At 66.3% G+C, this 26,923-nt stretch carries 23 protein-coding genes; 12 read left to right on the plus strand and 11 right to left on the minus strand.

Annotation, left to right across the window (positions count from 1 at the left end; genetic code table 11):
- Positions 1 to 31 precede the first annotated feature (31 nt).
- The 5 genes from AC3FKG_RS00210 to AC3FKG_RS00230 all read right to left on the minus strand — a co-directional run bounded on the left by AC3FKG_RS00210 (position 32) and on the right by AC3FKG_RS00230 (position 6,917).
- Complete coding sequence (locus AC3FKG_RS00210) at positions 32 to 1,411, minus strand: beta-barrel domain-containing protein (RefSeq protein WP_483708746.1); 1,380 nt, start codon at positions 1,409 to 1,411, stop codon at positions 32 to 34.
- Positions 1,408 to 3,987, minus strand: coding sequence for an FHA domain-containing protein (locus tag AC3FKG_RS00215; protein WP_488742127.1), 2,580 nt, complete (start codon positions 3,985 to 3,987; stop codon positions 1,408 to 1,410). Before AC3FKG_RS00215 ends, AC3FKG_RS00210 begins: the two co-directional genes overlap by 4 nt.
- Before the next feature lie 207 nt (positions 3,988 to 4,194).
- Entirely contained in the window at positions 4,195 to 5,652 is a 1,458-nt protein-coding gene (locus AC3FKG_RS00220; RefSeq protein WP_483708748.1) for an efflux transporter outer membrane subunit, read from the minus strand.
- Positions 5,653 to 6,046: 394 nt separating this feature from the next.
- A complete protein-coding gene (locus AC3FKG_RS00225) occupies positions 6,047 to 6,475 on the minus strand; it encodes a DUF4399 domain-containing protein (protein ID WP_483708749.1) in 429 nt (142 codons plus the stop codon).
- 16 nt (positions 6,476 to 6,491) lie between these two features.
- Entirely contained in the window at positions 6,492 to 6,917 is a 426-nt protein-coding gene (locus AC3FKG_RS00230) for a DUF4399 domain-containing protein (RefSeq protein ID WP_483708750.1), read from the minus strand.
- Between the two features lie 324 nt (positions 6,918 to 7,241).
- Here AC3FKG_RS00230 and AC3FKG_RS00235 point away from each other — a divergent pair, with 324 nt between their 5' ends.
- On the plus strand, positions 7,242 to 8,486 hold the full coding sequence (locus AC3FKG_RS00235; RefSeq protein ID WP_483708751.1) for a formylglycine-generating enzyme family protein: 1,245 nt from the start codon (positions 7,242 to 7,244) through the stop codon (positions 8,484 to 8,486).
- Between the two features lie 45 nt (positions 8,487 to 8,531).
- On the opposite strand, the gene AC3FKG_RS00240 is transcribed toward AC3FKG_RS00235, so the two are convergent.
- Positions 8,532 to 10,580 (minus strand): serine/threonine-protein kinase, encoded by a 2,049-nt coding sequence (locus tag AC3FKG_RS00240; RefSeq protein WP_488742405.1) that lies wholly within the window; start codon positions 10,578 to 10,580, stop codon positions 8,532 to 8,534.
- A 435-nt stretch (positions 10,581 to 11,015) separates the two neighbouring features.
- Between AC3FKG_RS00240 and AC3FKG_RS00245 the strand changes: the two genes are divergently transcribed.
- Both AC3FKG_RS00245 and AC3FKG_RS00250 read left to right on the plus strand, forming a co-directional pair.
- Positions 11,016 to 11,240, plus strand: coding sequence for a hypothetical protein (locus AC3FKG_RS00245; protein WP_488742128.1), 225 nt, complete (start codon positions 11,016 to 11,018; stop codon positions 11,238 to 11,240).
- A gap of 831 nt (positions 11,241 to 12,071) precedes the next feature.
- Positions 12,072 to 13,940 (plus strand): DEAD/DEAH box helicase, encoded by a 1,869-nt coding sequence (locus tag AC3FKG_RS00250; protein WP_483708753.1) that lies wholly within the window; start codon positions 12,072 to 12,074, stop codon positions 13,938 to 13,940.
- 101 nt (positions 13,941 to 14,041) lie between these two features.
- Here AC3FKG_RS00250 and AC3FKG_RS00255 read toward each other — a convergent pair whose 3' ends face one another.
- Entirely contained in the window at positions 14,042 to 15,298 is a 1,257-nt protein-coding gene (locus AC3FKG_RS00255; RefSeq protein ID WP_488742129.1) for an SUMF1/EgtB/PvdO family nonheme iron enzyme, read from the minus strand.
- An 82-nt stretch (positions 15,299 to 15,380) separates the two neighbouring features.
- Entirely contained in the window at positions 15,381 to 16,499 is a 1,119-nt protein-coding gene (egtD, locus tag AC3FKG_RS00260) for an L-histidine N(alpha)-methyltransferase (RefSeq protein WP_488742130.1), read from the minus strand.
- Positions 16,500 to 17,029: 530 nt separating this feature from the next.
- Between egtD and AC3FKG_RS00265 the strand changes: the two genes are divergently transcribed.
- The 4 genes from AC3FKG_RS00265 (at position 17,030) to AC3FKG_RS00280 (ending at position 19,726) form a co-directional block, all read left to right on the plus strand.
- Complete coding sequence (locus AC3FKG_RS00265; protein ID WP_483708756.1) at positions 17,030 to 17,743, plus strand: TerC family protein; 714 nt, start codon at positions 17,030 to 17,032, stop codon at positions 17,741 to 17,743.
- A gap of 130 nt (positions 17,744 to 17,873) precedes the next feature.
- Positions 17,874 to 18,668: a thymidylate synthase gene (locus AC3FKG_RS00270; RefSeq protein ID WP_483708757.1), complete on the plus strand. Its 795-nt coding sequence runs from the start codon at positions 17,874 to 17,876 to the stop codon at positions 18,666 to 18,668.
- Positions 18,665 to 19,165, plus strand: a complete 501-nt coding sequence (locus AC3FKG_RS00275; RefSeq protein ID WP_483708758.1) for a dihydrofolate reductase — start codon at positions 18,665 to 18,667, stop codon at positions 19,163 to 19,165. The genes AC3FKG_RS00270 and AC3FKG_RS00275 overlap by 4 nt, the downstream gene beginning before the upstream one ends.
- Positions 19,166 to 19,468: 303 nt before the next feature.
- Positions 19,469 to 19,726: a hypothetical protein gene (locus tag AC3FKG_RS00280; protein ID WP_488742131.1), complete on the plus strand. Its 258-nt coding sequence runs from the start codon at positions 19,469 to 19,471 to the stop codon at positions 19,724 to 19,726.
- 149 nt (positions 19,727 to 19,875) lie between these two features.
- On the opposite strand, the gene pmbA is transcribed toward AC3FKG_RS00280, so the two are convergent.
- Entirely contained in the window at positions 19,876 to 21,243 is a 1,368-nt protein-coding gene (gene pmbA / locus AC3FKG_RS00285; RefSeq protein ID WP_483708760.1) for a metalloprotease PmbA, read from the minus strand.
- A 57-nt stretch (positions 21,244 to 21,300) separates the two neighbouring features.
- On the opposite strand from pmbA, the gene yjgA reads away from it, so the two are divergent.
- Both yjgA and mog read left to right on the plus strand, forming a co-directional pair.
- The gene (gene yjgA, locus AC3FKG_RS00290) at positions 21,301 to 21,909 is read left to right on the plus strand and encodes a ribosome biogenesis factor YjgA (protein WP_488742132.1); all 609 of its coding nucleotides are present in this window, start codon (positions 21,301 to 21,303) and stop codon (positions 21,907 to 21,909) included.
- Entirely contained in the window at positions 21,906 to 22,544 is a 639-nt protein-coding gene (gene mog, locus AC3FKG_RS00295; protein ID WP_488742133.1) for a molybdopterin adenylyltransferase, read from the plus strand. Before yjgA ends, mog begins: the two co-directional genes overlap by 4 nt.
- Positions 22,545 to 22,572: 28 nt before the next feature.
- Here mog and AC3FKG_RS00300 read toward each other — a convergent pair whose 3' ends face one another.
- Entirely contained in the window at positions 22,573 to 23,454 is an 882-nt protein-coding gene (locus tag AC3FKG_RS00300) for an AEC family transporter (RefSeq protein WP_483711521.1), read from the minus strand.
- Between the two features lie 84 nt (positions 23,455 to 23,538).
- A complete protein-coding gene (gene orn / locus AC3FKG_RS00305) occupies positions 23,539 to 24,162 on the minus strand; it encodes an oligoribonuclease (protein ID WP_483708763.1) in 624 nt (207 codons plus the stop codon).
- A 191-nt stretch (positions 24,163 to 24,353) separates the two neighbouring features.
- Between orn and AC3FKG_RS00310 the strand changes: the two genes are divergently transcribed.
- The 3 genes from AC3FKG_RS00310 to AC3FKG_RS00320 are packed head-to-tail and all read left to right on the plus strand — an operon-like array spanning position 24,354 to position 26,917.
- On the plus strand, positions 24,354 to 25,601 hold the full coding sequence (locus tag AC3FKG_RS00310) for a M48 family metallopeptidase (protein WP_488742134.1): 1,248 nt from the start codon (positions 24,354 to 24,356) through the stop codon (positions 25,599 to 25,601).
- Entirely contained in the window at positions 25,598 to 26,569 is a 972-nt protein-coding gene (gene rsgA, locus AC3FKG_RS00315; RefSeq protein ID WP_488742135.1) for a ribosome small subunit-dependent GTPase A, read from the plus strand. The genes AC3FKG_RS00310 and rsgA overlap by 4 nt, the downstream gene beginning before the upstream one ends.
- A gap of 42 nt (positions 26,570 to 26,611) precedes the next feature.
- Positions 26,612 to 26,917, plus strand: a complete 306-nt coding sequence (locus tag AC3FKG_RS00320; RefSeq protein ID WP_488742136.1) for a putative signal transducing protein — start codon at positions 26,612 to 26,614, stop codon at positions 26,915 to 26,917.
- Positions 26,918 to 26,923 lie beyond the last annotated feature (6 nt).

Consider the following 26,923-nt stretch of genomic DNA (forward strand, 5'->3'; position numbering starts at 1 on the left):
CGGTCGCGATCCTTGTTCGTGTGAGCGCCCGCTACCCCGCCACCTGACGGAACGGATCCAGGCCCAGGTCGATCAGCCGGCGCTCGCGCACCACGATCTCGGCCGTGGCAGTCATGCCATAGCGCAACGGATAACGGCTGTCTCCCACGGCGTAGTAGTCGCGCGACAGGCGGATGCGGCCTTCATAGACCGGCTGCTTGTCCGCCCCGGGCTTGGTGGCCGGCGAGATGTATTCGAGCGTGCCTTCGATCAGCCCGTAGCGCTGGTACGGGAACGCGTTGAACTTGAGCTTGACCGGCAGGCCTTCCTTCAGGAACGCGCGGTCGCGCTCGGCAATGGCGATCTTGAGCACGGGGCGCGCGTCATTGGGCGCGATGCCGCCGATCGGCGTATTGGCCTGGATCTTGTCGCCCCGCTGGGTAGAGGTAACGTCGGTGATGACGCCCGACACCGGCGCGAGGATCAGCAGGAAATTGTCCTTGTCGATATTCTCGAAGCGGATGCGTGCGGCCGCCTCGGCCACCAGGCGCGCGGTCTGCACCTGCAGGCGCAGCTTGTCCTCGGTGCTGGCGATGTCGCGCATGGCCGCGTCGTACTGCACGCGCAGCCCGGCCAGTTCCTGTCCGCTGCTTTCGAGCTGAACGTTCGCCTGCGTCAGTTCCTGGCCTTGCCGCGCTTCCAGTTCGGCCAGTCGGGATTGCGCCACGCGCAGGGTGTTGTCCGCCTCCTGCGTGGCCGCGCGCTTGGCTTCGACCTGCGACTGCGACACGCCGCCGCCCCCCGGCAGCGCGAACAGGCGCGCATACCGGTCCTGCTCCTGGCGCGCGAAGTCGCGTGCGCGCCGCGAGTTCTCGACGTTGCTGCGCGCCTCCTGCACCTGCGCGCGCTGCTGTTCGGTGAGCTTGGTAGTGCCTTCGGCGATGCGCGTTTCATGCTGGCGCGTGGCCACGTCGATCTGCTGCTTGAGGGCGGCAGCGCGGCGTTCCATCAGTGCCTTCTTTTCCGGGAACTGCTTCCACTCGCGCTCCGAGTCCTCCAGCTTCAGTTGTGCTTCCAACGCGTTGGCCGCCGCTTCGATCGCGCCGCGCGCGTTCAGGCGCGCCAGCACGTCGTCCTTGGATACGGGCTGCCCTTCGGCGACGTACAGGTCGGCCAGTTCGCCGTCGACGGGCGCATAGAAGCGCCTGACCTCCGACTCCGGCGCCAGCGTGCCTTCGGCCGTGACGATGACATCGGCGTGGCCGAAGAACGACCAGATCAGCGCGACCACCACCAACGCAAACGTGGTCACGACCGTCAGCAGGCTCAGCCGCCATGGTTCGGCGGTGAGGATGGCGAGACCCTCGCCGCCGTGGTCTTCAAGCGCTTCGGACAGAGGCCTGAGACGGTTGCCGCCCTGTGCGTCGTTCATGGCCGCCCCTCTTTCGCCTTGTCCGGCGCCGCGGCGGCTGGTGCTGCGGCACCCGGTCCTTCACCACCGAGCAATTCCAGCTTCGCCTTGAGCACGGCCGGATCGAGCACCATGCGCAGTTCCTGCAGGGCGCGGCGCTGCTGGTCCACTTCGGCGCGGATCTCTTCCTCGCCCTTGTTCCATTGCGCGAGGTCGGCGCTCTCGCCCGCCTTGAGCTGGCCGACGATGCGCAGCGCCTGCCGTGCGTCTTCCTGAGCCTGCGCCAGGCGCCGAGCCTGGTCGCGGAACTTCGGTGAGATGCCGGGCTCCAGCCGTTGCTCGGCGCCAATCTGTCCGTTGGCGCGGTATTGCTTCCAGCCGGCGATGGCGCGGCTCATCTGCTCGCGCGCACGCCGCAGCGCACTGTCGCGGATCGCCGTGACGTCTGCATCCACGGCCCTCGCGTAGTACTTATCCTCGTCGGGATCGAGCATGGCGTAGAAGCCGAGCAGCTTGTCTTCCTGGCCACTGGCGCCGCGCGTGCCTTGCAGTGCCGCGTATTGCGCGGCGACCTGCTGCTTGTGCGCGGCATCTTTCGCCACATCGTCGGCCCATGGTCCCGCAGTAATGCGGCGCAGCCCCGCAATGGCCGCGGCGCTGTCGCCGCGCAGCCAGGCCTGAGCCGCCACAGCGTACTGGCGTGCCATATCCGCGTCAGGCAGGCGCTGCGCCAGTCGTACGTACTGCGCCTGGAACGGCGGCGTGGCGAATTTCGCGTCGGCCATGCGCGCCACCAGCGGCCCCGGGCTGCGCGAACGCAGCGGCTGCATCAGCGCGGTGTAGCGGCGCAGGTCGTCCTGCAGCTTGTCCAGGCCGGACAGGCGCGGGTACTTCTCCTTGTAGTCGGCCAGCACCGGCTGCAACGCTTCCGGCTGGTCGCGCGCAAGCTCGGTGGCAATGGTTGCGTTGAGCCGATCGATCGCGGCCAGGTAGACCGACTCGTCCGTCTGCAGCTTGCGCACATCGCTCAGTGCGTTGGCATAGACATCGCGGAATGCCGGCTCGTATCCCGCGATGCGGCCCAGCGCGCGCTGGTGCGCAGCGGTGTCCTGGTTCCAGTGCGTCAGCAGGCTGCGTATCACCGCTTCGTCCATGTAGAGGCGGATTGGCGCGTCAGCGCCGCCGCGCTGCGCGAAATAGCGTTCGAGGTTGCCGATCCATTCCAGCTCGCCCACCAGGGGGCGCGCGTCCGCGTTGTGCTGGCTGGCGGAGATCATCGCGGCCAGCACCGTGGCGGCGCCGCTGAAATCGTGCGCCCCGAGCTTGCCGGCCCATTGCGGCACGTAGGCGCGCAGCAGCGCCTCCGTCCCCATCGCCTGGAACGGCGCATCGTCGGGATGCCGCGCGAGATAGGCGTCCGCAGCTTTCGCTGCTTTCGCATACTGGCCATCGGCAAGCAGCGACTTCACGTCGCGCTCGGGCATGCCGCGCAGGTAGAGCGCGACCAGCCCCACCGCGGCCAGCGCCGCGACTGCAGCGCCCCAGCGCCCTGCCCGCTTCATGCGTGCCGGGTCGTTCAGGCCGAAGCGCCCGGCAATCTCCGCCGCCAGCATCGCCATGCGGCTGCGCGGGCGGCCTCCTTTGCGTGCGGACGTATCGGTGGCTGCCGCGGCTTGCGCCTCGGCTTCGGCGTTGACCTCGTCTTCCTGCCGCGCCGCATAGTCGACACAGAAGATATCGAGGAACGAATCGGCTGCACCGACAAAGGTGGTCTTGTCGGCGTCATCGGGAACCGGTGCCGCGGCATGCCCGGCGACGGGCTCCACATCGGGCGCCACCTGTTCGCCCGCGAACACGGTGCGCGTCGCGGTGGCTTCGGCATCGCCTTCACGCAGCACCGCGACCTTGTAGACAAAGTGGCTGCCGCCGAACGCGATCAGGTCGCCGTCATTGAGCGGCACGCCGTGGTCGGTGAGCCGGTGGCCGTTGACGAACGTCCCGTTGGTGCTGCCCAGGTCTTCCAGGAACGGGACGCCGCACTTCAGGTAGATATGCGCGTGGCGCCGCGACAGGTAGTTGACCTGCTGCGGATGGCTGTCGCGGTAGCGCGCGAAGGTGTCGTCGGCCTTGCTGATCAGGTACGGGAAGCTGCTCAGCTCGACCGGCTGCAGGCCCAGTTCGTTGCGCTCCGGCAGCAGCGTGATCGCGACGCGAGGCGGCTCCGCCGCCGGCACGCGCGGCGAAAGCCTGACATGGAACGAGAGCGCCGAACCGAACGACAACTCGTCGCCATCGCTCAACCGCAGCGGATGTCCGGCAACGTCGGCACCATTGATGCGCGTGCCGTTCTTGCTGCCGAGATCCGCCACATAGACCGCGCCATGCTCCGCGAAGATGCGCGCATGCCGGCGCGACAGCGCGGCCGTCAGTTCTTCGGGGTAGGAAATGAAGGGAGCCTCGGTCCGTCCGACGGCGAACAGGTCGTCGCCGATGCGGATCTCGCCCAACTCCGGCCGGGAGACCGGCGTCAGCAGAATGTCGAACTCCTGACCCATCCTCACCGGCATTTCCATGATCAGTGCATCGTCGGGAGCCATGTTTCCAGGAAACCAACAGCGCAGCCTCGACCGCTGCCGCACCGCGAGGATGAATCGACAATGAACATAGTAGGCGACGCCTCTCGCTAGTCAATTGGCTGGGTGCCGGCCGTTGCGCGCAGGGTGTCGCCCATGCGGCGCAAACCGTCGGGGTGTGCTGTATTGCCAGGGAACGATGTATCGCGAACGCTGCGTGGCGCGCAGTCGTCAGGGCGTGCGGTTCGACGCGGCGTTGCGCACCTGCACGTCGGACCAGCCGCCGCCGAGCGCCTTGTACAGCGTGACAGTATCGGCAAGGATCTGTTGGTGGACGGCCAACAAGGACAGTTGCGCGGTCAGCAGCGAGCGCTCGGTCTCGAAGACTTCGAGCTGCGACACCACGCCTTCCCTCAGCTGTGCCTCGATCTGCGCCGACACCACGCGCAGCTGGTCAACCTGTTGCTGCAACTCGATGCGCTGTTTCTTGTGCGCGTCGACATTGACCAGCGCGGATTCCACCTCTTCGAACGCGTTCATCACGGTGCGGCCGTATTCGTTCTCCACAACCTTGACTTGCGCCTCCGTGGTCTTGACGCGGGCGCGAACGTTCGGGTCCAGCATTGGCAGGCTGATCGCCGGCGCGATGCCGAAGGTAAAGGTCTTCAGCAGGCTGCTGAGCGCGAAACTGGCCGCGCCGCCATTTGCGGTCAGGCTGATGCTCGGCAGCTGCGCGAGCCGGGCCTGGCCGACGATGTCGTACGCCGCGAGTACGCGATACTCCGCGGCCACGATGTCGGGCCGGCGCGCGAGCAACTGCGACGGCAATCCCGCCGGCACCGGCGGCGGCTGCACGCGGTCCTGCAGCCTGCCCGGCGGTACCTTGAGATTGCCTGCGGGCACACCGACCAGCGTGGCGAGCGCGTTCTCGGTCACGTCACGCGAACGGCGCAGTTCGATCAGGTCCTTCGTGAGCCGGTTGATTTCGGCCTGTTGCTGCATCACCCGGATCTTCGGCACCAGCCCGTTCTGGAACATGGCCTGGTAGGTGCCGAGGATCTGGCCGTTCTTCTGCACTGTGCGCGCCTGCTGGTCGATCTGTTCGTCGAACTGCAGGATCTGGAAGTAAGTCGTCGAAACATCGGCAGCCAGCGTCAGGTAGCCGGCGCGCCAGTCCGCCTCGGTGGCATGGAACTCGGCGGTCTGCGCCTGCACGCCTTTTTCGACCTTGCCCCAGATATCGATGTCCCAGCTCAACTGGGCGCCCGCGTTGAAGCTGCGCACGGTCGTCTGCCCGGTCGTCTTGGTGACGCTGCCGCCGGCGTTGAGATCGACCACCGGCAACTGGCCGGCCTTGGCTTCGCCGATCTGCGCCTGCGCGACGCGGATGCGCGCGGCCAGCACTTTGATGTCGTAATTGCCGGATAGCGCCTGCGTGATCAGCTTGTCGAGATACGGATCGCGGAAGCCTTGCCACCAGTTGGGCTGCACGGTCTCCGTCGGCGATACGGTGATCGACCCCTGTCGCGTCCACTCCGTCTTGGCCGGCGTTTGCGGACGTTCGTACACCGGTGGCCGGAAGTCCGCGCAGCCGGCAAGCGCGCCCGCGCAGGCTGCAGCGGCGATCCATGCGGTGGCACGGCACGGCCGCGAAACAGTCAGTGGCAAATCGGCAGAGGCGTTGATCACGATGTCTTCCTGCAACCACGCGCGCAGCCCGCCCACCGCGGTGAACGGACTTGCATTTGCGTGTCTGTATTGTGGTTCGCGCCGGCGCGCGCACCAACCCTGAAATGGCAGCGGCGACAACGGCTCTTCGTTACGACGGCAGTGCTGGTGTTGCTTTCCGGAGCACTGACGCACAGGCTGTGCCAGCTTCGCGATGCGCGCGCGCGTTCGGCCGCAGGGCCCTGAAAACAAGCCGGTTTCAGCGGCATTACGAAGGAAGACATGCGTGCGGGTACCGCGACACCTCGCCCCGTATGGCGGGTTGCGACCAACAGTTGCGCGTAATCTGTCGGCTACAGGGTGACAGCCCGGCCTGCGGTACGCGGCTGCATGGACGCCGCCGCGCGGAAGTGGATCACTTCACGTAGATGGTGATCTTCTTCGAATACACCGGTGGATTGGTCGGGATGTGCTTGTCATCGCCCATCAGCAACTGCAGGGTGTGCTTGCCGGGCGGCAACTCGACCATGGTCTCGGTTTCGCCGGCACCGAAATGCAGGTGGTTGCGATCGTTCGGGATTTCCTTGTCCATGGGCGGCAGATCCACGTCGATCAGCAGGTGGTGGTGGCCGGTCTTCGGAAACTTGACGTCCTTCGGCGCCACGCCCATGTTGCGCAGGCCAAACCATACGCGGAACGGCTTGCCCGCGGGCAGCACCTGTCCGTTGTTCGGGAAGCCGATGTACAGGTAGGCGTCGGGCGGCGCCGGCGTCTCCCCAGCCATGGCCGCGGCCGGCAGCAAGAGACTCGCGCCGAGCAAGGCGGCGGCTAGCAGCTTGAGCATGGTGGATCCCCTCGCGCTATTTCACCGTGACAGTGATTTTCTTGGAGTACAGCGGCGGGTCGAACGGCACGTGCTTCGCATCGCCGAGCAGCAGCTGCAGCGTGTGCTTGCCCGGCGGCAGTTCGATGCGCGCATCGGTTTCCCCCGCGCCGAAGTGCAGGTGGTTCTTGTCGGAGGGGATTTCCTTGTCCAGCGGCGGCAGGTCAGTGTCGATCAACAGGTGATGATGGCCGCACTTGGTCGACTCGATCCCCTTGGGGCACACGCCCATGTTGCGCAAGCCCATGCGGATCCAGAACTTGCCGCCGGAGATGACGGCACCATCGGGCGGCCAGATGATATAGACCTCGGCATTCTGCGGCGCCGCAGTCGGCATCGAGATGGACGGCACCACAGCAACTGCCATGGCCGCCAGCAGGCGGAACAGGAATCGTCTGGACATACGCGGCGCCTCCCCGGAGAGTGTCCGAAACCCGATCACGTGGTTCCGCAAGCCCATGTTCTTCTGGTTGCTTTTGGCCAGCGCTCGGCGATTCGGTATTAGGTTAGAACGGAACCCCGCAAAAAGCGAACTCGCCATGACATCGGCGCACGGCTTGCCGCAACACCGATGCGCTGCGCGCCACCGCGCCGCATGCAAGCACCTCCGGATTCACAAACGCTGTGCTATCTTGAAGCAAGCCGACGTCACCGCAACACCACAATGCGCCCAGGCGCCGCCCAAGCGCGCGCATCGGGCTGGCCGCAGTTCCAACAGGGTCCGAAAATGTGGCGCACATCTCCTGTATTTCTCGTCGCATTGGTGCTGGCCGCCAGCACGGTTGCGGATGCCATGGCCAGCCCCATGTCGGCGCCGGATGCGGCGCCGATGTTCCTGGCCGGCATCCTGCCCAAGAACAGCGATGAACAATACGAACTGACGTTCTGGGAATCGATCAAGAACAGCAACTACGCCGGCGACTACGAGGCCTATCTCAAGCAGTATCCGAACGGCCGCTTTGCGTCGCTGGCCAAAGCGCGCATTGAACGTCTCGCCGCGGCCAGCGCCCCGGCCGTCAAAGGCGCGCCGCCGGAGCACGCCAAGCCGGCCCAGCCGCCCGCCGCCGCAGCGCAGCCCGCCAAGCCCGCGCCCACGCCACCGGTGCAGCAACGTCCCACGCCACCCGCCACCGCGGCAGCGCCCGCAGCGGTTGCAGCCGGCGCCGCGACATCGGCAGCGCCATCCGCACGGCAAGGCACGACAGCGTCCGGCTCGGTCAGCCTGGGCGGGGAGCGCAAGCCGGCCGAAGCCAAGGGCAGCGAGATCCGCGACTGCCCGGTCTGCCCCGTGATGGTCAGCCTGCCGGCCGGCAGCTTCACGATGGGCAGCAATGCCAGCGATCCGGCCGAAAGGCCGCCGCACCATGTCACGATCAGCCAGCCATTCGCGATCGGTCGCTATGAGGTGACCGTCGAGCAATGGAACGCCTGCGTCGACACCGGCGGGTGCGATCGCATCGCTACCGTGGCGAACAGCGCGAAGACCGCGCCGATCCGCGATGTCAGCTGGGATGATGCGCAACAGTACGTGGGCTGGCTCAGCAAGACCACCGGCAAGGCCTACCGCCTGCCGACCGAAGCCGAATGGGAATATGCGGCACGCGGCGGCACCGCCTCGGCATTCTGGTGGGGCGACCAGATGCGCAAGGGCACGGCCAACTGCAAGGACTGCGGCGAGCCGTGGAGCGCGGACGCGCCCGCCAACGTGGGCTCGTTCGCGGCTAACCCGTTCGGCCTCTACGACGTCAATGGCGGCGTATGGGAATGGGTACGGGATTGCTGGCACAGCAGCTACAAGAACGCGCCCGTCGATGGCCGCAGTTGGGAAGAAGCAAGTTGCGGCGCGCGCGTGATCCGCGGGGGCTCATGGCTTGAAGGTGCGAGCTACATGGTGTCATCGACCCGCTTCAAGTACAGCGCGAGCGTGCGCCAGTCGCAGAACGGCTTCCGCGTCGCGCGCGACATGAAGTAGCGCCGTCGACGCGGCCGGCTTCGCCGATGACTATTTTGCCGATGCCTATTTCGCGCGCGTGGAGATCTCCACGAGGTCCGCGCTGATGCGGTCCTGCCCATACTTGCGGGCCATCTGCCCGAGCGGCTTTTCAAGCGCCTTGAGGTAGTCCTGCCACGACTCCACGTCGGAACGCCGCACGTCGAACAACGGTGCCGGCGTCGTCAGCAGCACCACCAGTTCCGTGCCGAACGGACGCGAGATCACCCAGTCGCCGCCATCGCCAATGGTGGCGCTATAGCTGGCGGGCGCCTGGTGGTTCGGCACGCGCGCACTCGGGACGAGATGGGCGACATTGCCATCCGCCGCGAAGTAGTCGACGTACACGTAGGAATCCTGCGCAGGCGTACGCAGTTCGAGCACCAGCGGCGTGCCTTCGGTGAGCTGCAGCTTTTCGCCGCGCGTGCGCAGCGACGATGCGACCGCCCCTTCGCGGCGGCCCGACCAGTACGGCGCGATCATGCGCGCGACATCGCACTTGTCGGCGCTGAGCGGCTGCGTATCGACATCGAGCGACTTCACGCCGGGCAGCGCGTTGAGCTGCTCGCGCAGGCGCGACACGCCCACGCTTTCGGCCAGGTAGCCACGCACGCGCACCCTGCCGTTCTCTGGCGAAGTCGCGGCCAGCAGCGAGCATGGCACCGCGGCCGTCACGCGCAGCACGGCAGGCATCGAGAAGGGCTCGGACGGTGGTCGTGCAGCAGGTGCAGGAGGAACGGCCGGCGCGGAGGGCGTGGAGGGCGAACCGTCGGCCTGCGCCACCGCCGGCGGCGTCTGCACCGGCCGGCTGGTGCGCCATGCAAAGTAGCCCACCGCCGTGACGCCTGCCAGGGCCGCCACGGCGGCGCCCGCCAGCAGCGCGGAGCGCTGCCGCGCCGACACGCCGGGCGCCGTGCTCATGCCCGCCAGGAAGCGATCGACCGTGGGCGTGCGCGTCTCGCGGTCCAGCGACAAGGCCTCGCGCAGCGTCTTCCATTGCGTGCGCGACAGCTCGCGCGGCTGCACCGGCTTCAGCCCAGCCGCACGCGCCTGGTTCGCCGACATGCGTTCATAGGGATGCCTGCCGGTCAGCAATTCGTAGGTCACGCAGGCCAGCGCATAGATGTCGTCGCGCGGATCGGGCTCGCGGTGCTCGAACATCTCGGGGCTTGCGTAGGCCGGCGTCATGCCGCCGAGCGAGCCTGGATCGAAAACGGTCTTGTCCGATTCATCGGCCGGCGGCAGGAAGCCGCGCGCGATACCGAAGTCGATCACCTTCACTTCGCTGTTGTCGGACAGGAACACGTTGGCGGGCTTGAAGTCGCAATGCACGAAGCCGCGCTCGTGCGCATAGGCCAGCGCGTGGCCCATGCCGGCGATGATGGGCATGGCCTTGGCCACGGGCATGCCGGTGAAACCGGGCGCCTTGAGAACCTGGCTCAGCGGCCTGCCCGGCAGGTATTCCATCGTCAGGAAGACCACCGGGCCATCGCGGTCGAAATCGTAAACGGTGACGATATTCCGGTGCGCAAGCGTCTGCGCCTTGCGCGCTTCGCGCTGCAGCGCGATCAGCGATTTCGGGTGGCCGCTGAACTGCAGGTTGAGTACCTTGATCGCGATATACGGCTTGCGGTCCGATGCCTCCAGCTTGCGCAGGTCAAGGGCCTTGTACACCGTTCCCATACCGCCGACGCCAAGGCACTCTTCCAGCACGAAGCGACCGTTCAGGGTATCGCCCACGCCCTTGGGCCGCGACGCGGGCGGCACCGTGCCGACCGCCGGCGCGGTGGCATAGAGGGAGCCCGTCACGGGCCCTTCCATGTGAGTGGAATCGCCTGCCGGATCGAACTGCGTGGTGCCGCTGCGCTCGATGCGCCGCATGACTTCGGCGTACACGCCGGGCGGAAACGGGAAGCGGGTATTCTCTTCGATGATGACGCGCGCCAGCTGGCTCGGCGTGGTGCGCTCCTGTGCGAGCGCCATGTCGAAGGACGCAACGAATTCGTCGTCGGACAACCCGCCGTTCTGGAACTTCTGAATCAGGTCTCTGACACTGGCCACCGGCGTTGCCCCGATATCGATGCAAGCGGAACGCACTCATGCAAACGCCCCATCCACGATGGATACTAGTGCGCACTCTTGGCATCCGCAAACCGCGCGTGCCGACGCCGCAGCGCGATCGCCACGTTGCGCGCGAGCAGGTCACATCGACTGCAAGCCCATGTCGGCGGGGAGCCAACAGGACCATCGAACTGTTGGCAATGCCCCGACAGATCGCTGCGCATCTCGCGCGGGGTGCGATGTCCTTTCAATCTGCAAACCCGCGCGGGGCTTGCCATGGGCGCATTCCAACGCAAATGGCTAGCAGGCTGGCACGACTCCTGCGTTTTTGCTCTTCGGGGAAGATGAATACCGATGGGTGCAGCGGCGTGCCTGCGCATCAAAACGCAAGCCTATACTGAACCGGCGCCGCCCCCGCGCGGACGCGGCGCCGCACGACCGGAGAAAGCCATGGCAGTGATCGTGATCAAGGACCTGACCGAGAACGTCGACCTCGACCGGGAGGCAATGAGCGCCATTCTCGGCGGCAGCCGCAGCGGTGGCGCGGGCGGACGCGGGTGGCACGGACTGCGGCAACGGGGGCCATCGCGCCTGGCTTCGTATCCGCAGGGCTGGCCGGCGAATCCTCATGTCCGTCCGCTGGAGCGCATCGAGGGCAAGCTGCCCCGAAAGTGACGCGTGGCTGGATCGCAGCCCGGATAAAGAAAGCCCGCCATGGCCTGGCGGGCTGGTTGCGGACGGCCCCGGACTTCCTGGGTCAACGCCATCAGCAGTTCGGTCATTTCTTGTCGAGCAGGCTTCCCATGACTCCGCCCATGACGCGGACGATCCACCGGACCACCCGGAGGTTCGCAGGAATTCTGGCAGTGACGACAATGACCGCAATGCTCACAGCGAGCAGTGATTCAGTATCGCTGTAGGAGGCCAATACGGGAACTTGATTGTCCGCCCCGGTCGAGCAATCTCGTTGCTCGCGACTTGAGTATAGGCGGGCCCCTCCCGCTTTCAACCCATAACTGGCAACGCAGGTGAGTGAGTGCCAGCGCCAGGTGCGCCATGTGTCGCGCGACTGACATATCTGGTTACCTTTTCGCAGCGCAACAAATTTTCGCGGTTCTGCTATAATCCGCGCCGTGAGTTTCGCAACTGTGAGTTCCGCCACCCGCCAGGCACATCCCGCCAAGGCGCATCCGCTGCCCTCCCAAGCTCTGTTTTCCTGCTGCCGAACCTGGTTTTATACCTGGATTCAGTAGTCGACAGAACGCACCGCTCACCGACGTAGCCTCGTCTCCGATCCTGTTGAACAGCCTGTGAGCTGTTTGCCTGCCAGGGAACAGCGGCTGGCCTAGCGCCTGCCTACACCCCTGCCTGCCGCCGTACTGTCAGCTGAGTCTGTCGTAACGGCCTCACCGATTGGCGCCGAAGCCTTTTTAAAGACTTTGCACTGCGCCCACCCCTATTTCGATTTGCGTTGCAGGGGTGCCATGCATTTTTGATCATTACGACATGACCCAGCACGACATTCGTGCGGAGCAAGCTATTGCCTCCGCTACCGACGCTTCGATCACTTCCGCCGCCCAAAGCCCGCTCGACAAGCTCGACGCCATGCTCAATGGCCCGGAACAAGCGACCAGCGCCGATGCAGTGGAGAACGGTTTCGCCGCGCTTGGCCTCGATGCGGCCATCCTGCGCGCACTCTCCGAACTGAACTACAACAACCCGACGCCCGTCCAGGCGCAGGCCATTCCGGCCTTCCTGGCTGGCCGCGACCTGCTGGTATCGAGCCAGACCGGCTCGGGCAAGACGGCGGCGTTCATGCTGCCCGCCATCCAGCGCATCAGCGAAAAGCCGGCGCCGAACCGCCCGACCGAACCCGCCAAGCGCATGAAGGGCAAGCGTCCCCGTCCGTCGCCGGCACAGCCGTCGCTGCTGGTGCTGACGCCCACGCGCGAACTGGCCCTGCAGGTGACCGAAGCCGCTGCCAAGTATGGCCGCAACATGCGCCGCATCGTCTGCGCGAGCATCCTGGGCGGCATGCCCTACCCGAAGCAGCTCGCCATGCTGTCGAAGATGCCGGACATCCTGGTCGCCACGCCGGGCCGCCTGCTTGACCACATCACGGCCGGCCGCATCGACCTGTCGGCACTCGACATGCTGGTGTTCGACGAAGCCGACCGCATGCTGGACATGGGCTTCGCCGATGACATCGACGCTATCGTCGACGCCACGCCGGCCAGCCGCCAGACGCTGATGTTCTCGGCCACGCTGGACGCCCGCATCGCGCAACTCGCTTCGCGCCAGCTGAAGGATCCGCAGCGCATCGAGATCGCCGCGGTCCGCGCCGACCAGAGCAATATCGAACAGCGCCTGCACTTCACCGACGACATGTCGCACAAGGAACGCCTGCTCGACCACCTGCTGCGCGATTCGTCGCTGAAGCAGGCCATCGTCTTCACGGCCACCAAGCGTGACGCCGACTCGCTGGCCGAACGCCTGTCCGACACCGGCTTTGCCGCCGGCGCCCTGCACGGCGACATGACTCAGGGCGCGCGCAACCGCACCCTGACCGCCCTGCGCCGCGGCAACCTGCGCGTGCTGGTGGCAACCGACGTGGCCGCGCGCGGCATCGACGTGCCGGACATCACCCACGTGGTGAACTTCGACCTGCCCAAGCAGGCCGAGGATTACGTGCACCGTATCGGCCGTACCGGCCGTGCCGGCCGCTCGGGCATCGCGATCAACCTGGTCAACCATGGCGACATGTTCCAGTGGCGCCGTATCGAGCGCTTCACCAACCATCGCATCGACGCCTCGGTGATCGAAGGCCTGGAACCGCGCCGTTCGCCTAAGCCGCGTGCTGGCTTTGGCGGTGGCAAGCCGGGCGGCGGCGGCCGTGGCAACGGTGGCGGCTATCGCGGCGGCGAGCGCAGCTTCGGTGAGCGCAGCTTTGGCGAACGCAAGTTCGGCGGTGAAAACCGTGGCTTCGGCAATCGCGGCGGCCAGGAAGGCGGCGGCTATCGTGGCGGCGACGACAACCGCGGCAACCGTGAAGGCGGCTACCGTGGCGGCGAGCGCAGCTTTGGCGACCGCAATTTCGGCGATCGCAAGTTCGGCGGCGAAAATCGCGGCTTCGGCGGCGGCGAAAACCGCGGCTTCGGCGGCGGCGAAAGCCGTGGTTTCGGCAACCGCGAAGGAGGCAACGGCTACCGCGGTGGCGAGCGCACCTTCGGCGACCGCAGCTTCGGCGATCGCAAGGCCGGCGGCGACAACCGCAGCTTTGGCGACCGTGGCGCCCGTGATGGCGGCCGCAGCTTCGGCAACCGCGAAGGCGGTTTCGGTGGGCAGCGCAACAGCCGTTCGCGTTACGAGCGGTAAAACACTGGTGGCGCCACAGGCGCCGGCACAGTGATGAAGAGCACCCTGCGGGGTGCTCTTTTTTTGTCTGCCTGCGGCTCAGCCCCGGGCCGGAACCGGCTCTACATCGAACACGTCCGGAACCCTACGAAGGCGAAGTCGTCCTCCGGCAGCAGCGCCACCCGGGCCCGCACATGCCGCTGGCGCGAGGCACTGACAAAGGTCGTCCCCCGCACCGCCTGATGCGTCCCGAAGCGCGACACCATCTCGCCGTCCGACGGCGATGCCGCAAACCCCGCATACGGCTCGTACGGCGAAGCCGTCCACTCCCGCAACATTCCCCACTGCAGCCCGCGGTTCTGCAACGCCGCGAGTTCCCACTCCGCCTCCACGGGCAGGCGGCGGCCGGCCCATCCGCACCAGGCCTGCGCTTCAAACAGCGAAACGTGCCGCACGGCCTCGTCGGGATTGAGCGTTCGCAGCGTGCCGAATCGCTCCACCATCCAGTTGCGCGATTCCGGATGCCGCGACCAGTAGCGCGGTGCGGAGCGCTCCTGCGCCATCAGCCACTGCCGGCCAGCGGCCGACCACCAGGCCGGGTTCTCATAGCCCCCGTCCTCGACGAATTCCAGGAACTGCGCGTTGCTGACCAGCGCGGCGTCGATCTCGAAGGCGGGCACATAGGTGGGCTGCGGCGGCAATTCGTCGGGTTGCGCGTAGCCGTCCGGATCCGACCAGCCCTGCGTGAAGCGGCCACCGGGGAAATGCAGCGTGCCGGCATGCGCGACCGACGCGCCCGGTCCGGGCGCAACCGGCGCGGCGGGTGCCAGGCCGAGCGCCTGCAGCAACGCGGCCAGATTTTCGGCCTGCCCGTCTTCCAGGAACAGCGCGCGGCGAAAAGGATAGAGCGTGAGGTCGCCATCGTCTGGCAACAAGGCCAGGCGGCGCAGCAGGCCGTCCAGCACATCGGACGCGTACTGCTTGACCACGGCGACATCGGGCAGGACGATTTCCCAGCGCTCGTCCGGACCGATACGGTCGGGGTCGAACCATTCATCGGCCCCGCCGAGCCGCGACGGCTCCCGGGCCACGGGCACCGGCACACCGCCCCGATCAAGCTGCCGCACGCCGCGCAGGCACCACCTTTCGGCGTGCCAGGCGATAAATCCCAGGGTCCACAGCGGCGGACTGGCATCGTGCTGACGCGGCACGTCCCAGCCCTTGCGGGTCTGGCCGAAGGCGGCCAGCCAGGCCAGGGTGCGGCTGCGCGCGTCGACCAGGGCCTGGGCCAGCCCTTCGCGTGGCAGGCGCCGGGCATCGGACCAGCCAGCCGGGCCGCCACTGAAGTAGAGATCGGGAAGCATGGAGAAGCCGCTCATCGGTAGACATCCGTTCGGAAGGACGCAGACGGGCGGCCGCCCGCCATGGCAGCGGCCATTATGACACCAGGCGGGAGACCCTTCAGGCTCGCGCGTGGAACACCGCGAACCAGCCCAGCGGATCGGTCCAGTACACCGGATCGTCGAAGCCGGCGGCTTCCAGCAGCAAGGCGAAATCGCCGGGCCGGTATTTGTAGGAATCCTCGGTATGGATGCGCTCGCCTTCGCCAAACCTGCGCTCGCCGCCATGCCAGCGCACCCTGACCGGCGCGCACGCCTGCAGGTGCATCTGGATGCGTGACGCCTGGCGATCGAAACTCGCCACATGGCGCCAGTCATCGACGTTGAAATCCGTCTCGACAATGCGGTTCACGTTGCGCAGCACGTTGCGGTTGAAGGCCCCGGTGACGCCCAGCGGATCGTCATAGGCTGCGACCAGCGTGGTTTCGTCCTTCAGCAGGTCCACGCCGATCAGTACTCCATCGCCACGCCCGGCTGCGCCACGAAGGCGCTGCAGCAGCGCCAGCGCGTCAATCGGCGAAAAATTGCCGATGCTGGAGCCCGGATAGAAGAACAGCCGCCTGCCTCGCCGGACATTGCGTGGCAGGTCGAAGCTGCCGCACAGGTCGGCCCCGAGCCCGAGCATGGGAATGGCCGGATTCTGCTGCTGCAGGCACGACAACGTGCCGCGCAGGAACTCCACCGAGATATCCAGCGCCACATACTGCGCCGGCCTCAGGCTGCCGAACAGCCGCGCCGCCTTCTCGCAGTTGCCGGCACCCAGGTCGATCAGCACGCAGCCGGCGCCGGCGCGCGCGGCGATGGCGGGCGCGGCGCTGGCGAAGATCGATGCCTCGGTACGCGTCGGGTAGTACTCGGGCAGGTCGGTGATGGCCTCGAACAGCCGCGAGCCCAGCACGTCGTAGAAGAACTTGGGACCGATGCTCGCTTCGGACTGTTGCAAGCCGGCCAGTATCTGCCCGCGCAGGGCGCTGCTGTCTTCGTGGTACTGCTGGATGAACTCGGGCTGCGGCGGTGCGGTCATGGGCCCATGACCGTTGGCCGCGGTCAAGAGCGACGGATTGGCATCGTGCGTGCCGGCTGCATCACGGGCAGCTGGCGCGTCGTTGGCGTTGCGGTGGCCGAAGCCCGATGGGTTGGCGGAGCGGGAACCATTAAGCTGGGTCGGGACAGCCGGCATGACGTTTCCTTGTGTGGTCGTGGGTCCACTTCTTATTCCCCCGAGTCGTGGCGCGGCCCTCCGGCGACGCGCCGGGTCCGGGACGCGCCGCTGTGCTGTCCGGGACGCATCGGCCGAAAACCGATCTTCAAGCATAGGTGCCGCACGGCGATTGCGCTTGTTGCATCGCACAATATTCGCGCTGTCTGTGTGCGGCAGGCGGAACCTGTGACGCGCCTCCGTACTTCGTATCTTCCCCAATGCCGCTATGACGCAACAATTCGTTTATAATCGCGCCCAGCGCGGATGCACGCTGTCCGCGCCCCTTCAAAGGGGAGTAGCTCCGGGGCCATGCCCTTAGCACAATCGTCATTCCGAGACTGACGTCTCCGGTTGTGCTGACACTGGTGCGCAGACCGCGCCGGGCGTCGAGCAAGACCTTTGCAACCTGGAATCATGGTTTGCAAAGGTGACCCCGGTCCCCCCTCTTACTCCATGACTCCAGGCGAACCAAACGCGCGTTTGCGGCGATTCGTACTTGAGGAGAGTTCATGGAGTGGTTTACCGATCTGTTCACGATGCAGTTCCTGACGGCGCTGCTGTCCATCGTCGTCATTGACCTGGTGCTGGCCGGCGACAATGCCATCGTGATTGCCCTGGCGGCGCGCAACCTGCCGCCGAATCTGCAAAAGAAGGCCATTGTCTGGGGTACCGTCGGTGCCGTGGTGGTGCGTTCGGCCATGACGATCGGCGTGGTGTGGCTGCTCAAGATCCCGGGCCTGCTGCTGATCGGCGGTCTCGCACTGGTGTGGATCGCCTACAAACTGCTGTCCGACGAAGGCGATGGCGACGAGCATGGCTCAGGCGCTTCGACCCTCTGGGGCGCGATGAAGACCATCATCATCGCCGACGCCGTCATGGGCGTTGACAACGTGCTGGCCGTGGCCGGCGCCGCGCACGGCAGCTTCCTGCTGGTGGTGCTGGGCCTGCTGATCAGCATTCCCATCGTGGTGTGGGGTTCGAGCCTGGTGCTCAAGCTGATGTCGCGCTTCCCGGCCATCATCTACATCGGCGCCGGCGTGCTGGCCTTCACGGCCGTGAAGATGATCGTGCACGAGCCCATGGTCAAGGCCTTCTTCGAAGCCAACCCGGTCATCAACTGGGGCCTGTACGTGCTGATCATCGGCGGCGTGCTGGGTGCCGGCTACCTGGTGCAGAAGCGCCGCGGGCAACACGAGGCGCAGCAGCCGGCCAGCAGCCACTAAGGCTTGCGGCCAAGCCAGGGCAGGTGCCCTGGCCACCGCCGGAAGGGCCGCCCGAAGGGGTGGCCCTTCTTGCTTTAAAATGCATGGTTTGCGGGCCCGCGCCCGCGTCACTTCTCCCCGCCCCGCGCCGATGAAACAGTATCTCGACTTCATGCGCCATGTGTACGAGCATGGCACCGAAAAGGCCGACCGCACCGGCACCGGCACGCGCTCGGTGTTCGGCCACCAGATGCGCTTCGACCTGCGCGAAGGCTTCCCGGTGGTCACCACCAAGAAGCTGCACCTGAAGTCGATCATCCTGGAATTGCTGTGGTTCCTGCAGGGCTCGACCAACGTGCGCTGGCTGCAGGAGAACGGCGTTTCGATCTGGGATGAATGGGCCGACGAGAACGGCGAACTGGGCCCCGTCTACGGCTCGCAGTGGCGCTCGTGGCCCACGCCCGATGGCCGCCACATCGACCAGATCACCGACCTGCTGAACCAGATCCGCGCCAACCCGGATTCGCGCCGGCTGATCGTGTCGGCCTGGAACGTGGCCGACATCCCGCGCATGAAGCTGCCGCCGTGCCACGCGTTCTTCCAGTTCTATGTGGCCGACGGGCAACTGTCGTGCCAGCTTTACCAGCGCAGCGCCGACATCTTCCTCGGCGTGCCGTTCAATATCGCCAGCTACGCGCTGCTGACGCACATGATGGCGCAGCAGACCGGGCTGGAAGTCGGCGACTTCATCTGGACCGGCGGCGACTGCCATATCTACAGCAACCACTTCGAGCAGGTGCAGACGCAGCTTGCGCGCGAGCCGCTACCGCTGCCGACGCTGAAGATCGCGCGCAAGCCGGACAGCATCTTCGACTACCGCTATGAAGACTTCGAGCTCGTCGGCTACCAGTCGCATCCCGCCATCAAGGCACCGGTGGCCGTATGACGCTGCTGACCCTTGTCGTCGCCCGCGCCCGCAACGGCACCATCGGCCGCAACAACACGCTGCCGTGGCGCTTGCCGGAAGACCTGGCGCATTTCAAGCGCACTACCCTGGGCGCGCCGATCATCATGGGCCGCAAGACCTGGGATTCGATCGGCCGGCCGCTGCCGGGGCGCCGCAATATCGTGGTGAGCCGCAATACCGCGCTGAAACTGGAAGGCGCGGAGGTGGCGGGCTCGCTCGAAGCGGCGCAGTTGCTGTGCATCGGTGCGGAGCAAGTGTTCCTGATCGGTGGTGCGCAGCTGTATGCCGAGGCTATGCCCAGCGCGGACCGGCTCGTAGTGACCGAGATCGATGCCGATGTCGAAGGCGATGCGTTCTTTCCCGCCATCGACCGGGCGCAGTGGATCGAGACATCGCGCGAGATCCATCATTCGGAAGCGAATGACTTCGACTACGCCTTTGTGACGTACGACCGGCCGCCTTCGGGCGAAGAGTAGCCAGTCCCACAGCCAGGCAGGATGAAAGCAGGTGCGATAGGCACCTGCTTTTTTTCGTGGATACCGATGTGTTGCCCATGCGCGAACACCGACTGGGGAGATGTTGGCGAGCCACCAACTCAACCTCATGGCTGGCCGAGGCGGCAGCCAAGCCAAGAAATCCAATTTCCTCTTTCCTTTCATGGACTTGAAATAGCTGGCAACGGCATTGGCGGGCTCTGGCACACCCTGTGCGTATATATCCCCGAGCGCAGCAAACGTGCTCTACCAGCCAACCACCCAGCCATACCCAAGGAGTCCATCATGTCCCTGACCATCCAGAACCTCCCGCTCGAACAAGACCTCGACCGTGCCAGGATGGGCGCCGTCCGCGGCGGCAGCCTGTTCCTGAACAGCGGCGTCAATGCCATTACCGGCGGCGGCGTCATGTTCGCAAGCCCGAACACCATCGTGGCGCCGGTCACGCAAGTCGATGCCTCGACCCGGACTGACGTCGACATGAAGAGCGTCATGAACACGATCAACAATGTGGGGGGCGTGGTCGCGGCGCTGCAGCACTGAGCCACGCGACCGGAGCGGAGGAAAGGATCGGAGAAGCCGGCGCCAGTTCGCGCTATCCGTCCCATGCAGGGCCCGGCTGCGGTACGCCGGGTGCAAAAAAAGACCGCCCGTTCTTCGGGCGGTCTTTTTTGTTCTGGGGCTGCGTGCCGTCAGTTGCCGGCGATCGTCATCTGTTCGATCAGGATCGAACCTGTCTCCTTGGTGCCGCGCACCAGCGAATCCGAGCCGATGGCCACGATCTGGCGGAACATCTCGGCCATGTTGCCGGCGATGGTGATCTCCTCGACCGGATACTGGATCTCGCCGTTCTCGACCCAGTAGCCCGAGGCGCCGCGCGAGTAGTCGCCGGTCACGTAATTGACGCCCTGCCCCATCAGCTCCGTCACCAGCAGGCCGGTGCCGAGCTTTTTCAGCATGCCGCGGAAATCGTCGCTGGCCGTGGCAAGGCTGCTGGTGAGCGTCAGGTTATGCGAGCCGCCGGCGTTGCCGGTGGTCTGCATGCCGAGCTTGCGCGCCGAGTAGGTCGAGAGGAAATAACCCTCGACCACGCCGTCGCGCACGACATCGCGCTCGCGCGTGCGCACGCCCTCTTCGTCGAACGGCGCGCTGCCCATGGCGCCCGGCACGTGCGGCCGCTCGTGGATCTGGATATGCGGGGCGAATACCGCCTTGCCCAACGTGTCATGCAGGAAGGTCGACTTGCGATACAGCGCGCCACCCGAGACCGCCTGCACGAAGGCGCCGAGCAGGCCGGCGGCAAGCGGAGCCTCGAACAGCACGGGGCAGCGGCGCGTCGACAGCTTGCGCGCGTTGAGGCGCGCCAGCGCGCGCTCGGCGGCGTAGCGGCCGATGTCTTCCGGCGCGGCCAGCGCCAGCGGCGAACGCTTGGACGAGTACCAGTCGTCGCGCTGCATGCCGCTGCCCGAGCCGGCGATCGGCGCGCAGGAAATGAAGTGGCGCGAATACGGATAGCCGCCCGTGAAGCCGCGCGAGGTGGCCAGCACGAACTGCGAATGCTGCGCCGATACGCTCGCGCCATCGCTGTTCTTGATGCGCGGCGACACCGCCAGCGCCGCTGCCTCGGAGCGGCGCGCGATGTCGATGGCGCCTTCGGCGTCGATGGTCCAGGGGTGGAACAGGTCCAGGTCGCGCGGCTCGCGTTCGAGCAGTTCTTCCTCGGCCAGGCCGGCGCAGTCGTCTTCGGCAGTGAAGCGGGCGATGTTGTAGGCCGCCTCGGCCGTGGCGCGCAGCGCTGCCGGCGAGAAGTCCGACGTGCTGGCATTGCCCCGGCGCTTGCCGATCAGGACCGTCACGCCGACCACCTTGTCGCGATTCTGCTCGATGGTCTCCACCTGCCCCTTGCGCACCGACACCGACAGGCCGCTGCCCTCGGAGATCTCGGTCGCGGCATCGGTCGCGCCGAGCTCGCGTGCTACACGCAGCACATCAGCCGCCATCTCGCTGAGCTGGGCCTGGGTATAGGTGAAATGCGCGGTCTGTTCGGCGATGGTGTCCATGCTGGGCGGTGTCATCAAAAGTGCAAGCGGGAATCATAGCAAGATAAAATGCCGCCCATGACGCGAAATTCCCGTAACTCCCCCGGCTCCCGCTTTCCCGGCGCCTTTGCGCCGGAACCCGAGATGGACGAGCCCAAAAGCAAGTCGCAGAAGAAGCGCGACATGACCGCCTTGCAGGCCATCGGCGCCGAACTCGAAGCCCTGGCCAAGGACCGCCTGGCGCGCGTGCCGATGCCTGAAGCACTGGCCGACGCCATCCACGAAGCCCGGCGCACCACGAGCCACGAAGGCAAGCGGCGCCAGATGCAGTTCGTGGGCAAGGTCATGCGCGGGCTGGAAGACGACGAAGTGCAGGCCATCCGCGCCGCCCTCGAAGGCTTCAAGGGCACCAGCAAGGCCGAGACCGCGCGCATGCACCTGATCGAACGCTGGCGCGAACTGCTGCTGGCCGACGACGCCGCGCTCACCCGTTTCCTGGCCGAGCACCCCGGCATCGACGTGCAGACGCTGCGCAACATTATCCGCAGCGCACGCAGGGAAAAGGAACAGTCCAAGCCGCCGCGCTACTTCCGCGAGCTGTTCCAGGCCATCAAGACGGCGCTGGAGGCGAAGGACAGCGCGGCAGCGGCAAGCGAGCAACCCCCTACCCCGGAGCCCGACGCATGACGCAGACCACGCAACCGATCGCCCGCAACCATCCCGACGAACTGGTGGTGGGTTTCGTCTCGATCTCCGACCGCGCGTCGGCCGGCACCTACCAGGACGAAGGCATCCCGGCGCTGCGCGAATGGCTGGGCCGCACGCTGATTTCCCCCTGGCAAGGCGTCGAGCGGCTGATCCCCGACGAGCAGGCGCAGATCTCGCGCACGCTGATCGATCTGGTGGACGTAGCCGGTTGCGACCTGGTCCTGACCACGGGCGGCACCGGCCCGGCGCGCCGCGATGTCACGCCCGAAGCCACGCTGGCAGTTGCCACCAAGGAGATGCCCGGCTTCGGCGAACAGATGCGCCAGGTCAGCCTGCATTTCGTGCCGACCGCAATCCTGTCGCGCCAGGTGGCGGTGATCCGTGAAACGGCCAGCCGCGCGGCGTTGATCATCAACCTGCCGGGCCAGCCGCGCGCCATCCGCGAAACCCTCGAAGGCCTGCGCGACGATGCCGGCAAGCCGGTCGTCCAAGGCATCTTTGCGGCCGTGCCATATTGCATCGACCTGATCGGCGGTCCCTACATGGAAACCGACGAGAACGTGGTCAAGGCCTGGCGGCCCAAGAACGCGATCCGCAGCAAGACCGCCGCCTGAGCGGCATCGTGGCAGCCGTGCCGGGGGCTCAGCGCAGCCCCAGGTACAGCCCCACGGGCACGAACAGCACGGCGGCAATATTGCCGAGCATCACGATCGACGCGACCTGGTCCGGCTCCTGCCGGAAGTGGTCGGCGACAAGGAAATTCAGCACCGCCGGCGGCAGCGCGGCGAAGACAAAGAGCAGACCGCGCTGCAGTTCGGTCAGCGGCACCCAGTTTGTCAGCAACAGCGCCACGGCGATGCCCGTGAGCGGACAGGCCGCGGCCCCCACGATCCCCATGCCCCAGTTGCGCAGGCTCACGTCCTTCATGCGCACGCCGAGCGCGAACAGCATCAGCGGGACGGTGGCATCGCCGAGCAGCTTGATCGACTGGTAGACCGGTTCCGGCAACACGAACCACGGCTTTGCCAGCGACAGCCCCACGCCCGCCACGGTAGCCAGCACCATCGGATTGCGCGCGATCTGCGCAATCGAAGCATGACGATTCACGATCTTCATGCCGATCGTGAAATGCATCAGGTTCGATGCCGCGAACAACGCCACCGCGGGCGCCAGGCCCGCCGGGCCGAAGGCAAAGACCGACAGCGGCAGCCCCATGTTGCCGCAGTTGTTGAACATCATCGGCGGCACGAAGGTGCGCGGATCGACCCGCAGCGCGCGCGCCACGATCCACGCAAGCACGCCCGAGCCAATCACCACCGCGATCGCGCACGCCAGCAGCACGAGCTGGTCGGCCAGCACGAATTCCTTGCTGACGAAGGCCGACACCACCAGCAGCGGCGCGATTACGTCCAGCGTCGCGCGGTTGATGCCCGCCATGTCAGGGTGCGCCTTGCGTCCATACAGCCACCCCACCAGGATGATCAGGATGACCGGTGTGATGATGGAGACGATGCGGGCGAACATGGAGAACAGGCAGAGCGGATCCAAGGCTGCCTGCAGGAGCAGGCGGGCGGCGTGACCGGCGCTGGCCGGTCCGCCGATTCTTGTTTATTGCGCGGCGGTGCCGTCATCCGGCGTGGCGGGCGCTGCAGCCCCGGCAGGCGTATGGCGGATGAAGTGGGTTCGGTAATAGCGCAGCTCCTCGACGGATTCGAGGATGTCAGCCAGCGCCGTATGCAGCTGGCGCTTGATGAAGCCCTTGTGGATCGCCGGCTCCCAGCGCTTGCACAGTTCCTTGAGCGTCGACACGTCCAGGTTGCGGTAGTGGAAGAACGCCTCCAGCTTTGGCATGTAGCGCGCCATGAAGCGGCGGTCCTGGCAGATCGAGTTGCCGCACATCGGCGACTTGCTGGCCGGCACCCAGCGCTTGAGGAAGGCCAGCAGCTCGGCTTCCGCCTGCTCCTCGGTCAGGGTCGAGGCCTTGACCTTGTCGATCAGGCCCGAGCGGCCATGGGTGCCCTTGTTCCAGTTGTCCATGCCGTCGAGCACGGCGTCGGACTGGTGGATCACGAGCACCGGGCCCTCGGCAAGGATGTTGAGTTCGGAATCGGTGATCACCACCGCGACTTCGATGATGCGGTCGTTTTCCGGCGACAGGCCGGTCATTTCCATGTCCAACCAGACCAGGTTGTTTTCACTCTTGACGGATTTGGTGGCGGCTTGGCTTGTCATCTGGACTGCGGTGTCTGGCGATAGGGAAAAACGGGAAAAGCGCCGCGGAAGGCCCGCGCGCGCGAACAACTTATAATTCTCGCATATCCGTCCGCCGTGTCCGTCGCAGCGCACCTGCGGCACCCCACGCGGATAACCTGCGCAGCGTCGGCCACACATCCGGTCGCCGCTGGCTCACAAGGCTCTTGCCGATGTTCACCCTCATCTTCCTCGCCGCGCTGGTGGTCATGGTGCTGACCAAGCTATGGCTGGCGGCCCGCCAGGTGCGCCATGTTGGCCTGCACCGCAACGCCGTGCCGGCCCGCTTTGCCGACACCATCGCGCTGTCTTCGCACCAGAAGGCCGCCGACTACACCATTGCGCGCACGCGCCTGTCGATGCTTGAAGTACTCGCCGGCGCTGCCGTGCTGATCGGCTTTACCATGCTGGGCGGCCTGCAGTGGCTGAACCAGTTCTGGCTCGACATGTTTGGCCCTGGCTACGCCTACGGCATTGCGCTGGTCGCCAGCGTGGCGCTGATCGGCGGGCTCGTGGACCTGCCCTTCACGTTGTATGGCCAGTTCGGCATCGAGGAGCGCTTCGGCTTCAACAAGATGACGCTCGGCCTGTGGCTGGCGGACATGGTCAAGATGCTGCTGGTAGCCTGCACGCTGGGCCTGCCGCTGCTGCTGGCGGTGCTCTGGCTGATGGACCGCGCCGGCAGCCTGTGGTGGGTCTGGACCTGGCTGGTATGGATGGCCTTCAACCTGCTGCTGCTGGTGGTGTTCCCGACCTTCATCGCGCCGCTGTTCAACAAGTTCGAGCCGCTCAACGACGAATCGCTGCGCCAGCGCATCGAGGCGCTCATGCAGAAATGCGGCTTTGCCAGCAAGGGCCTGTTCGTGATGGACGGCAGCAAGCGTAGCGCCCATGGCAATGCCTACTTCACCGGCTTTGGCGCGGCCAAGCGCATCGTCTTCTTCGACACGCTGCTCGCGCGCCTGTCAGGCGACGAGATCGAGGCGGTGCTGGCCCATGAGCTCGGCCACTTCAAGCGCCGCCACGTGGCCAAGCGCATCGCCGTGACGTTCGCGCTGAGCCTGGTGTTCCTGGCGCTGCTGGGCTGGCTGTCGACGCGCACATGGTTCTATACCGGACTGGGCGTGGCGCCGAACTTGGGCGTTTCCAACAGTGCGCTGGCGCTGGTGCTGTTCTTCCTGACGCTGCCGGTATTCACGTTCCTGCTGGGGCCGTTGTCCAGCCAGTCGTCGCGCCGCCATGAATTCGAGGCCGATACCTTTGCCGCCGACCAGACCAACGCCAGCCACCTGGTCTCGGCACTGGTCAAGCTGTACAAGGACAATGCCTCGACGCTGACACCCGACCCGCTCTACAGCGCGTTCTACTATTCGCACCCGCCCGCCGCGCAGCGGATCGACCGGCTGCTGGCGCACGCATGAGCCGCACCAGCCGACACCGTACCGCCGGCGGTAATTCCGGCAAGGGCAACGCCGCCGAAGGCGCGCTGGTCATCGCCGCGCACGGCCGCCACTACGTCGTGGAGATGGCCGACGGCACGCACATGCATGCGTTTCCGCGCGGCAAGAAGAGCGACACCGCGGTGGGCGACCATGTCAGCGTGGAACGTACCGCGGTCGACCAGTGCGTGATCACCGCCGTCAGCCCGCGCAAGAACTTGCTGTACCGCTCCGACCAGTTCAAGTCCAAGCTTCTTGCCGCGAATATCGACCAGGTGGTGGTTGTGCTGGCGACCGAGCCCGGATTTTCAGAGGATCTGCTCGGACGCGCGCTGGTCTCGGCAGAAGCCATGGAAATCCGCCCGCTGATCCTGCTCAACAAGACCGACCTGCCCGACCGCCTCGAAGAGGCCCGCCGCAGGCTCGCGCTGTACCGGGACCTGGGCTACGACACGGTCGAGCTGTCGGTACACGGCGATCCCGAGAATGCGCTGGCCGCGCTGAAGCCACGCCTGGCGGGGCTCGCCAGCATCCTGATCGGCCAGTCGGGCATGGGCAAGTCGTCGCTGCTCAACCTGCTGATCCCGGGCGTGGAGGCGCAGACGCGCGAGATTTCGGCCAAGCTCGATTCCGGCAAGCACACCACCACCTTCACGCGGCTGTACCACCTGCCGCCGGAGTGGGGCAACGTCGATGGCCGCGACGGTTGCCTGTTCGATTCGCCGGGCTTCCAGGAATTCGGCCTGCATCACCTGAGCGAGGGCATGCTCGAGCGCGCGTTCCCGGAATTCCGGCCGCTGCTGACCGAGTGCCGCTTCTACAACTGCCACCACATCAACGAGCCGGGCTGCGGCGTGCTGGCCGCGATCGGGAACGGCGGCATTTCGGAGCGTCGTCACCAGCTCTACACGCAGCTGCTGCACGAGTCCAGCCAGCAGAAGCCCTGGTAGCCGTGGTAAGGTGGCTGCACCTGCCTTGCCGGTGCGCTGCCAATGAAACTGCTGCTGTCCGCCACCTCGATCGTGCACGCGGCGCATTGCCGCAACGTGTTGCGCGCCGCCGGCATCCGCGCCGAATTGCGCAACACGTGGCTGTCAGGCGCGATCGGCGAAATCCCATTCCGGGAAAGCGCGCCGCAGGTCTGGATTCTCGATGATCACATGGAAGCGCAAGCCTGGGCCGCGCTGAAGACGGCGGCCGAACCGCCGCCGGGGCCGCCGTGGCAGTGCGGCCACTGCCACGAATGGCATGAGCCGCAGTTCGGCGCCTGCTGGCGCTGCGGCGCGCCGCGTGATTAGGTCAGT

The sequence above is a fragment of the Cupriavidus sp. 22TCCZM04-2 genome (genome assembly GCF_057798895.1).

What these genes read in the sequence shown, in the direction of transcription:
- AC3FKG_RS00275 (WP_483708758.1), top strand. Translation starts at nt 18,665, where the DNA reads ATGACGCTGCTGACCCTTGTCGTCGCCCGCGCCCGCAACGGCACCATC.
- AC3FKG_RS00300 (WP_483711521.1), bottom strand. Translation starts at nt 23,454, where the DNA reads ATGTTCGCCCGCATCGTCTCCATCATCACACCGGTCATCCTGATCATC.
- mog (WP_488742133.1), top strand. Translation starts at nt 21,906, where the DNA reads ATGACGCAGACCACGCAACCGATCGCCCGCAACCATCCCGACGAACTG.
- AC3FKG_RS00245 (WP_488742128.1), top strand. Translation starts at nt 11,016, where the DNA reads ATGGCAGTGATCGTGATCAAGGACCTGACCGAGAACGTCGACCTCGAC.
- AC3FKG_RS00250 (WP_483708753.1), top strand. Translation starts at nt 12,072, where the DNA reads ATGACCCAGCACGACATTCGTGCGGAGCAAGCTATTGCCTCCGCTACC.
- AC3FKG_RS00265 (WP_483708756.1), top strand. Translation starts at nt 17,030, where the DNA reads ATGGAGTGGTTTACCGATCTGTTCACGATGCAGTTCCTGACGGCGCTG.
- AC3FKG_RS00215 (WP_488742127.1), bottom strand. Translation starts at nt 3,987, where the DNA reads ATGGCTCCCGACGATGCACTGATCATGGAAATGCCGGTGAGGATGGGT.
- AC3FKG_RS00210 (WP_483708746.1), bottom strand. Translation starts at nt 1,411, where the DNA reads ATGAACGACGCACAGGGCGGCAACCGTCTCAGGCCTCTGTCCGAAGCG.
- orn (WP_483708763.1), bottom strand. Translation starts at nt 24,162, where the DNA reads ATGACAAGCCAAGCCGCCACCAAATCCGTCAAGAGTGAAAACAACCTG.
- AC3FKG_RS00235 (WP_483708751.1), top strand. Translation starts at nt 7,242, where the DNA reads ATGTGGCGCACATCTCCTGTATTTCTCGTCGCATTGGTGCTGGCCGCC.
- yjgA (WP_488742132.1), top strand. Translation starts at nt 21,301, where the DNA reads ATGACGCGAAATTCCCGTAACTCCCCCGGCTCCCGCTTTCCCGGCGCC.
- pmbA (WP_483708760.1), bottom strand. Translation starts at nt 21,243, where the DNA reads ATGGACACCATCGCCGAACAGACCGCGCATTTCACCTATACCCAGGCC.
- AC3FKG_RS00255 (WP_488742129.1), bottom strand. Translation starts at nt 15,298, where the DNA reads ATGAGCGGCTTCTCCATGCTTCCCGATCTCTACTTCAGTGGCGGCCCG.
- AC3FKG_RS00230 (WP_483708750.1), bottom strand. Translation starts at nt 6,917, where the DNA reads ATGTCCAGACGATTCCTGTTCCGCCTGCTGGCGGCCATGGCAGTTGCT.
- rsgA (WP_488742135.1), top strand. Translation starts at nt 25,598, where the DNA reads ATGAGCCGCACCAGCCGACACCGTACCGCCGGCGGTAATTCCGGCAAG.
- AC3FKG_RS00320 (WP_488742136.1), top strand. Translation starts at nt 26,612, where the DNA reads ATGAAACTGCTGCTGTCCGCCACCTCGATCGTGCACGCGGCGCATTGC.
- egtD (WP_488742130.1), bottom strand. Translation starts at nt 16,499, where the DNA reads ATGCCGGCTGTCCCGACCCAGCTTAATGGTTCCCGCTCCGCCAACCCA.
- AC3FKG_RS00270 (WP_483708757.1), top strand. Translation starts at nt 17,874, where the DNA reads ATGAAACAGTATCTCGACTTCATGCGCCATGTGTACGAGCATGGCACC.
- AC3FKG_RS00310 (WP_488742134.1), top strand. Translation starts at nt 24,354, where the DNA reads ATGTTCACCCTCATCTTCCTCGCCGCGCTGGTGGTCATGGTGCTGACC.
- AC3FKG_RS00225 (WP_483708749.1), bottom strand. Translation starts at nt 6,475, where the DNA reads ATGCTCAAGCTGCTAGCCGCCGCCTTGCTCGGCGCGAGTCTCTTGCTG.
- AC3FKG_RS00280 (WP_488742131.1), top strand. Translation starts at nt 19,469, where the DNA reads ATGTCCCTGACCATCCAGAACCTCCCGCTCGAACAAGACCTCGACCGT.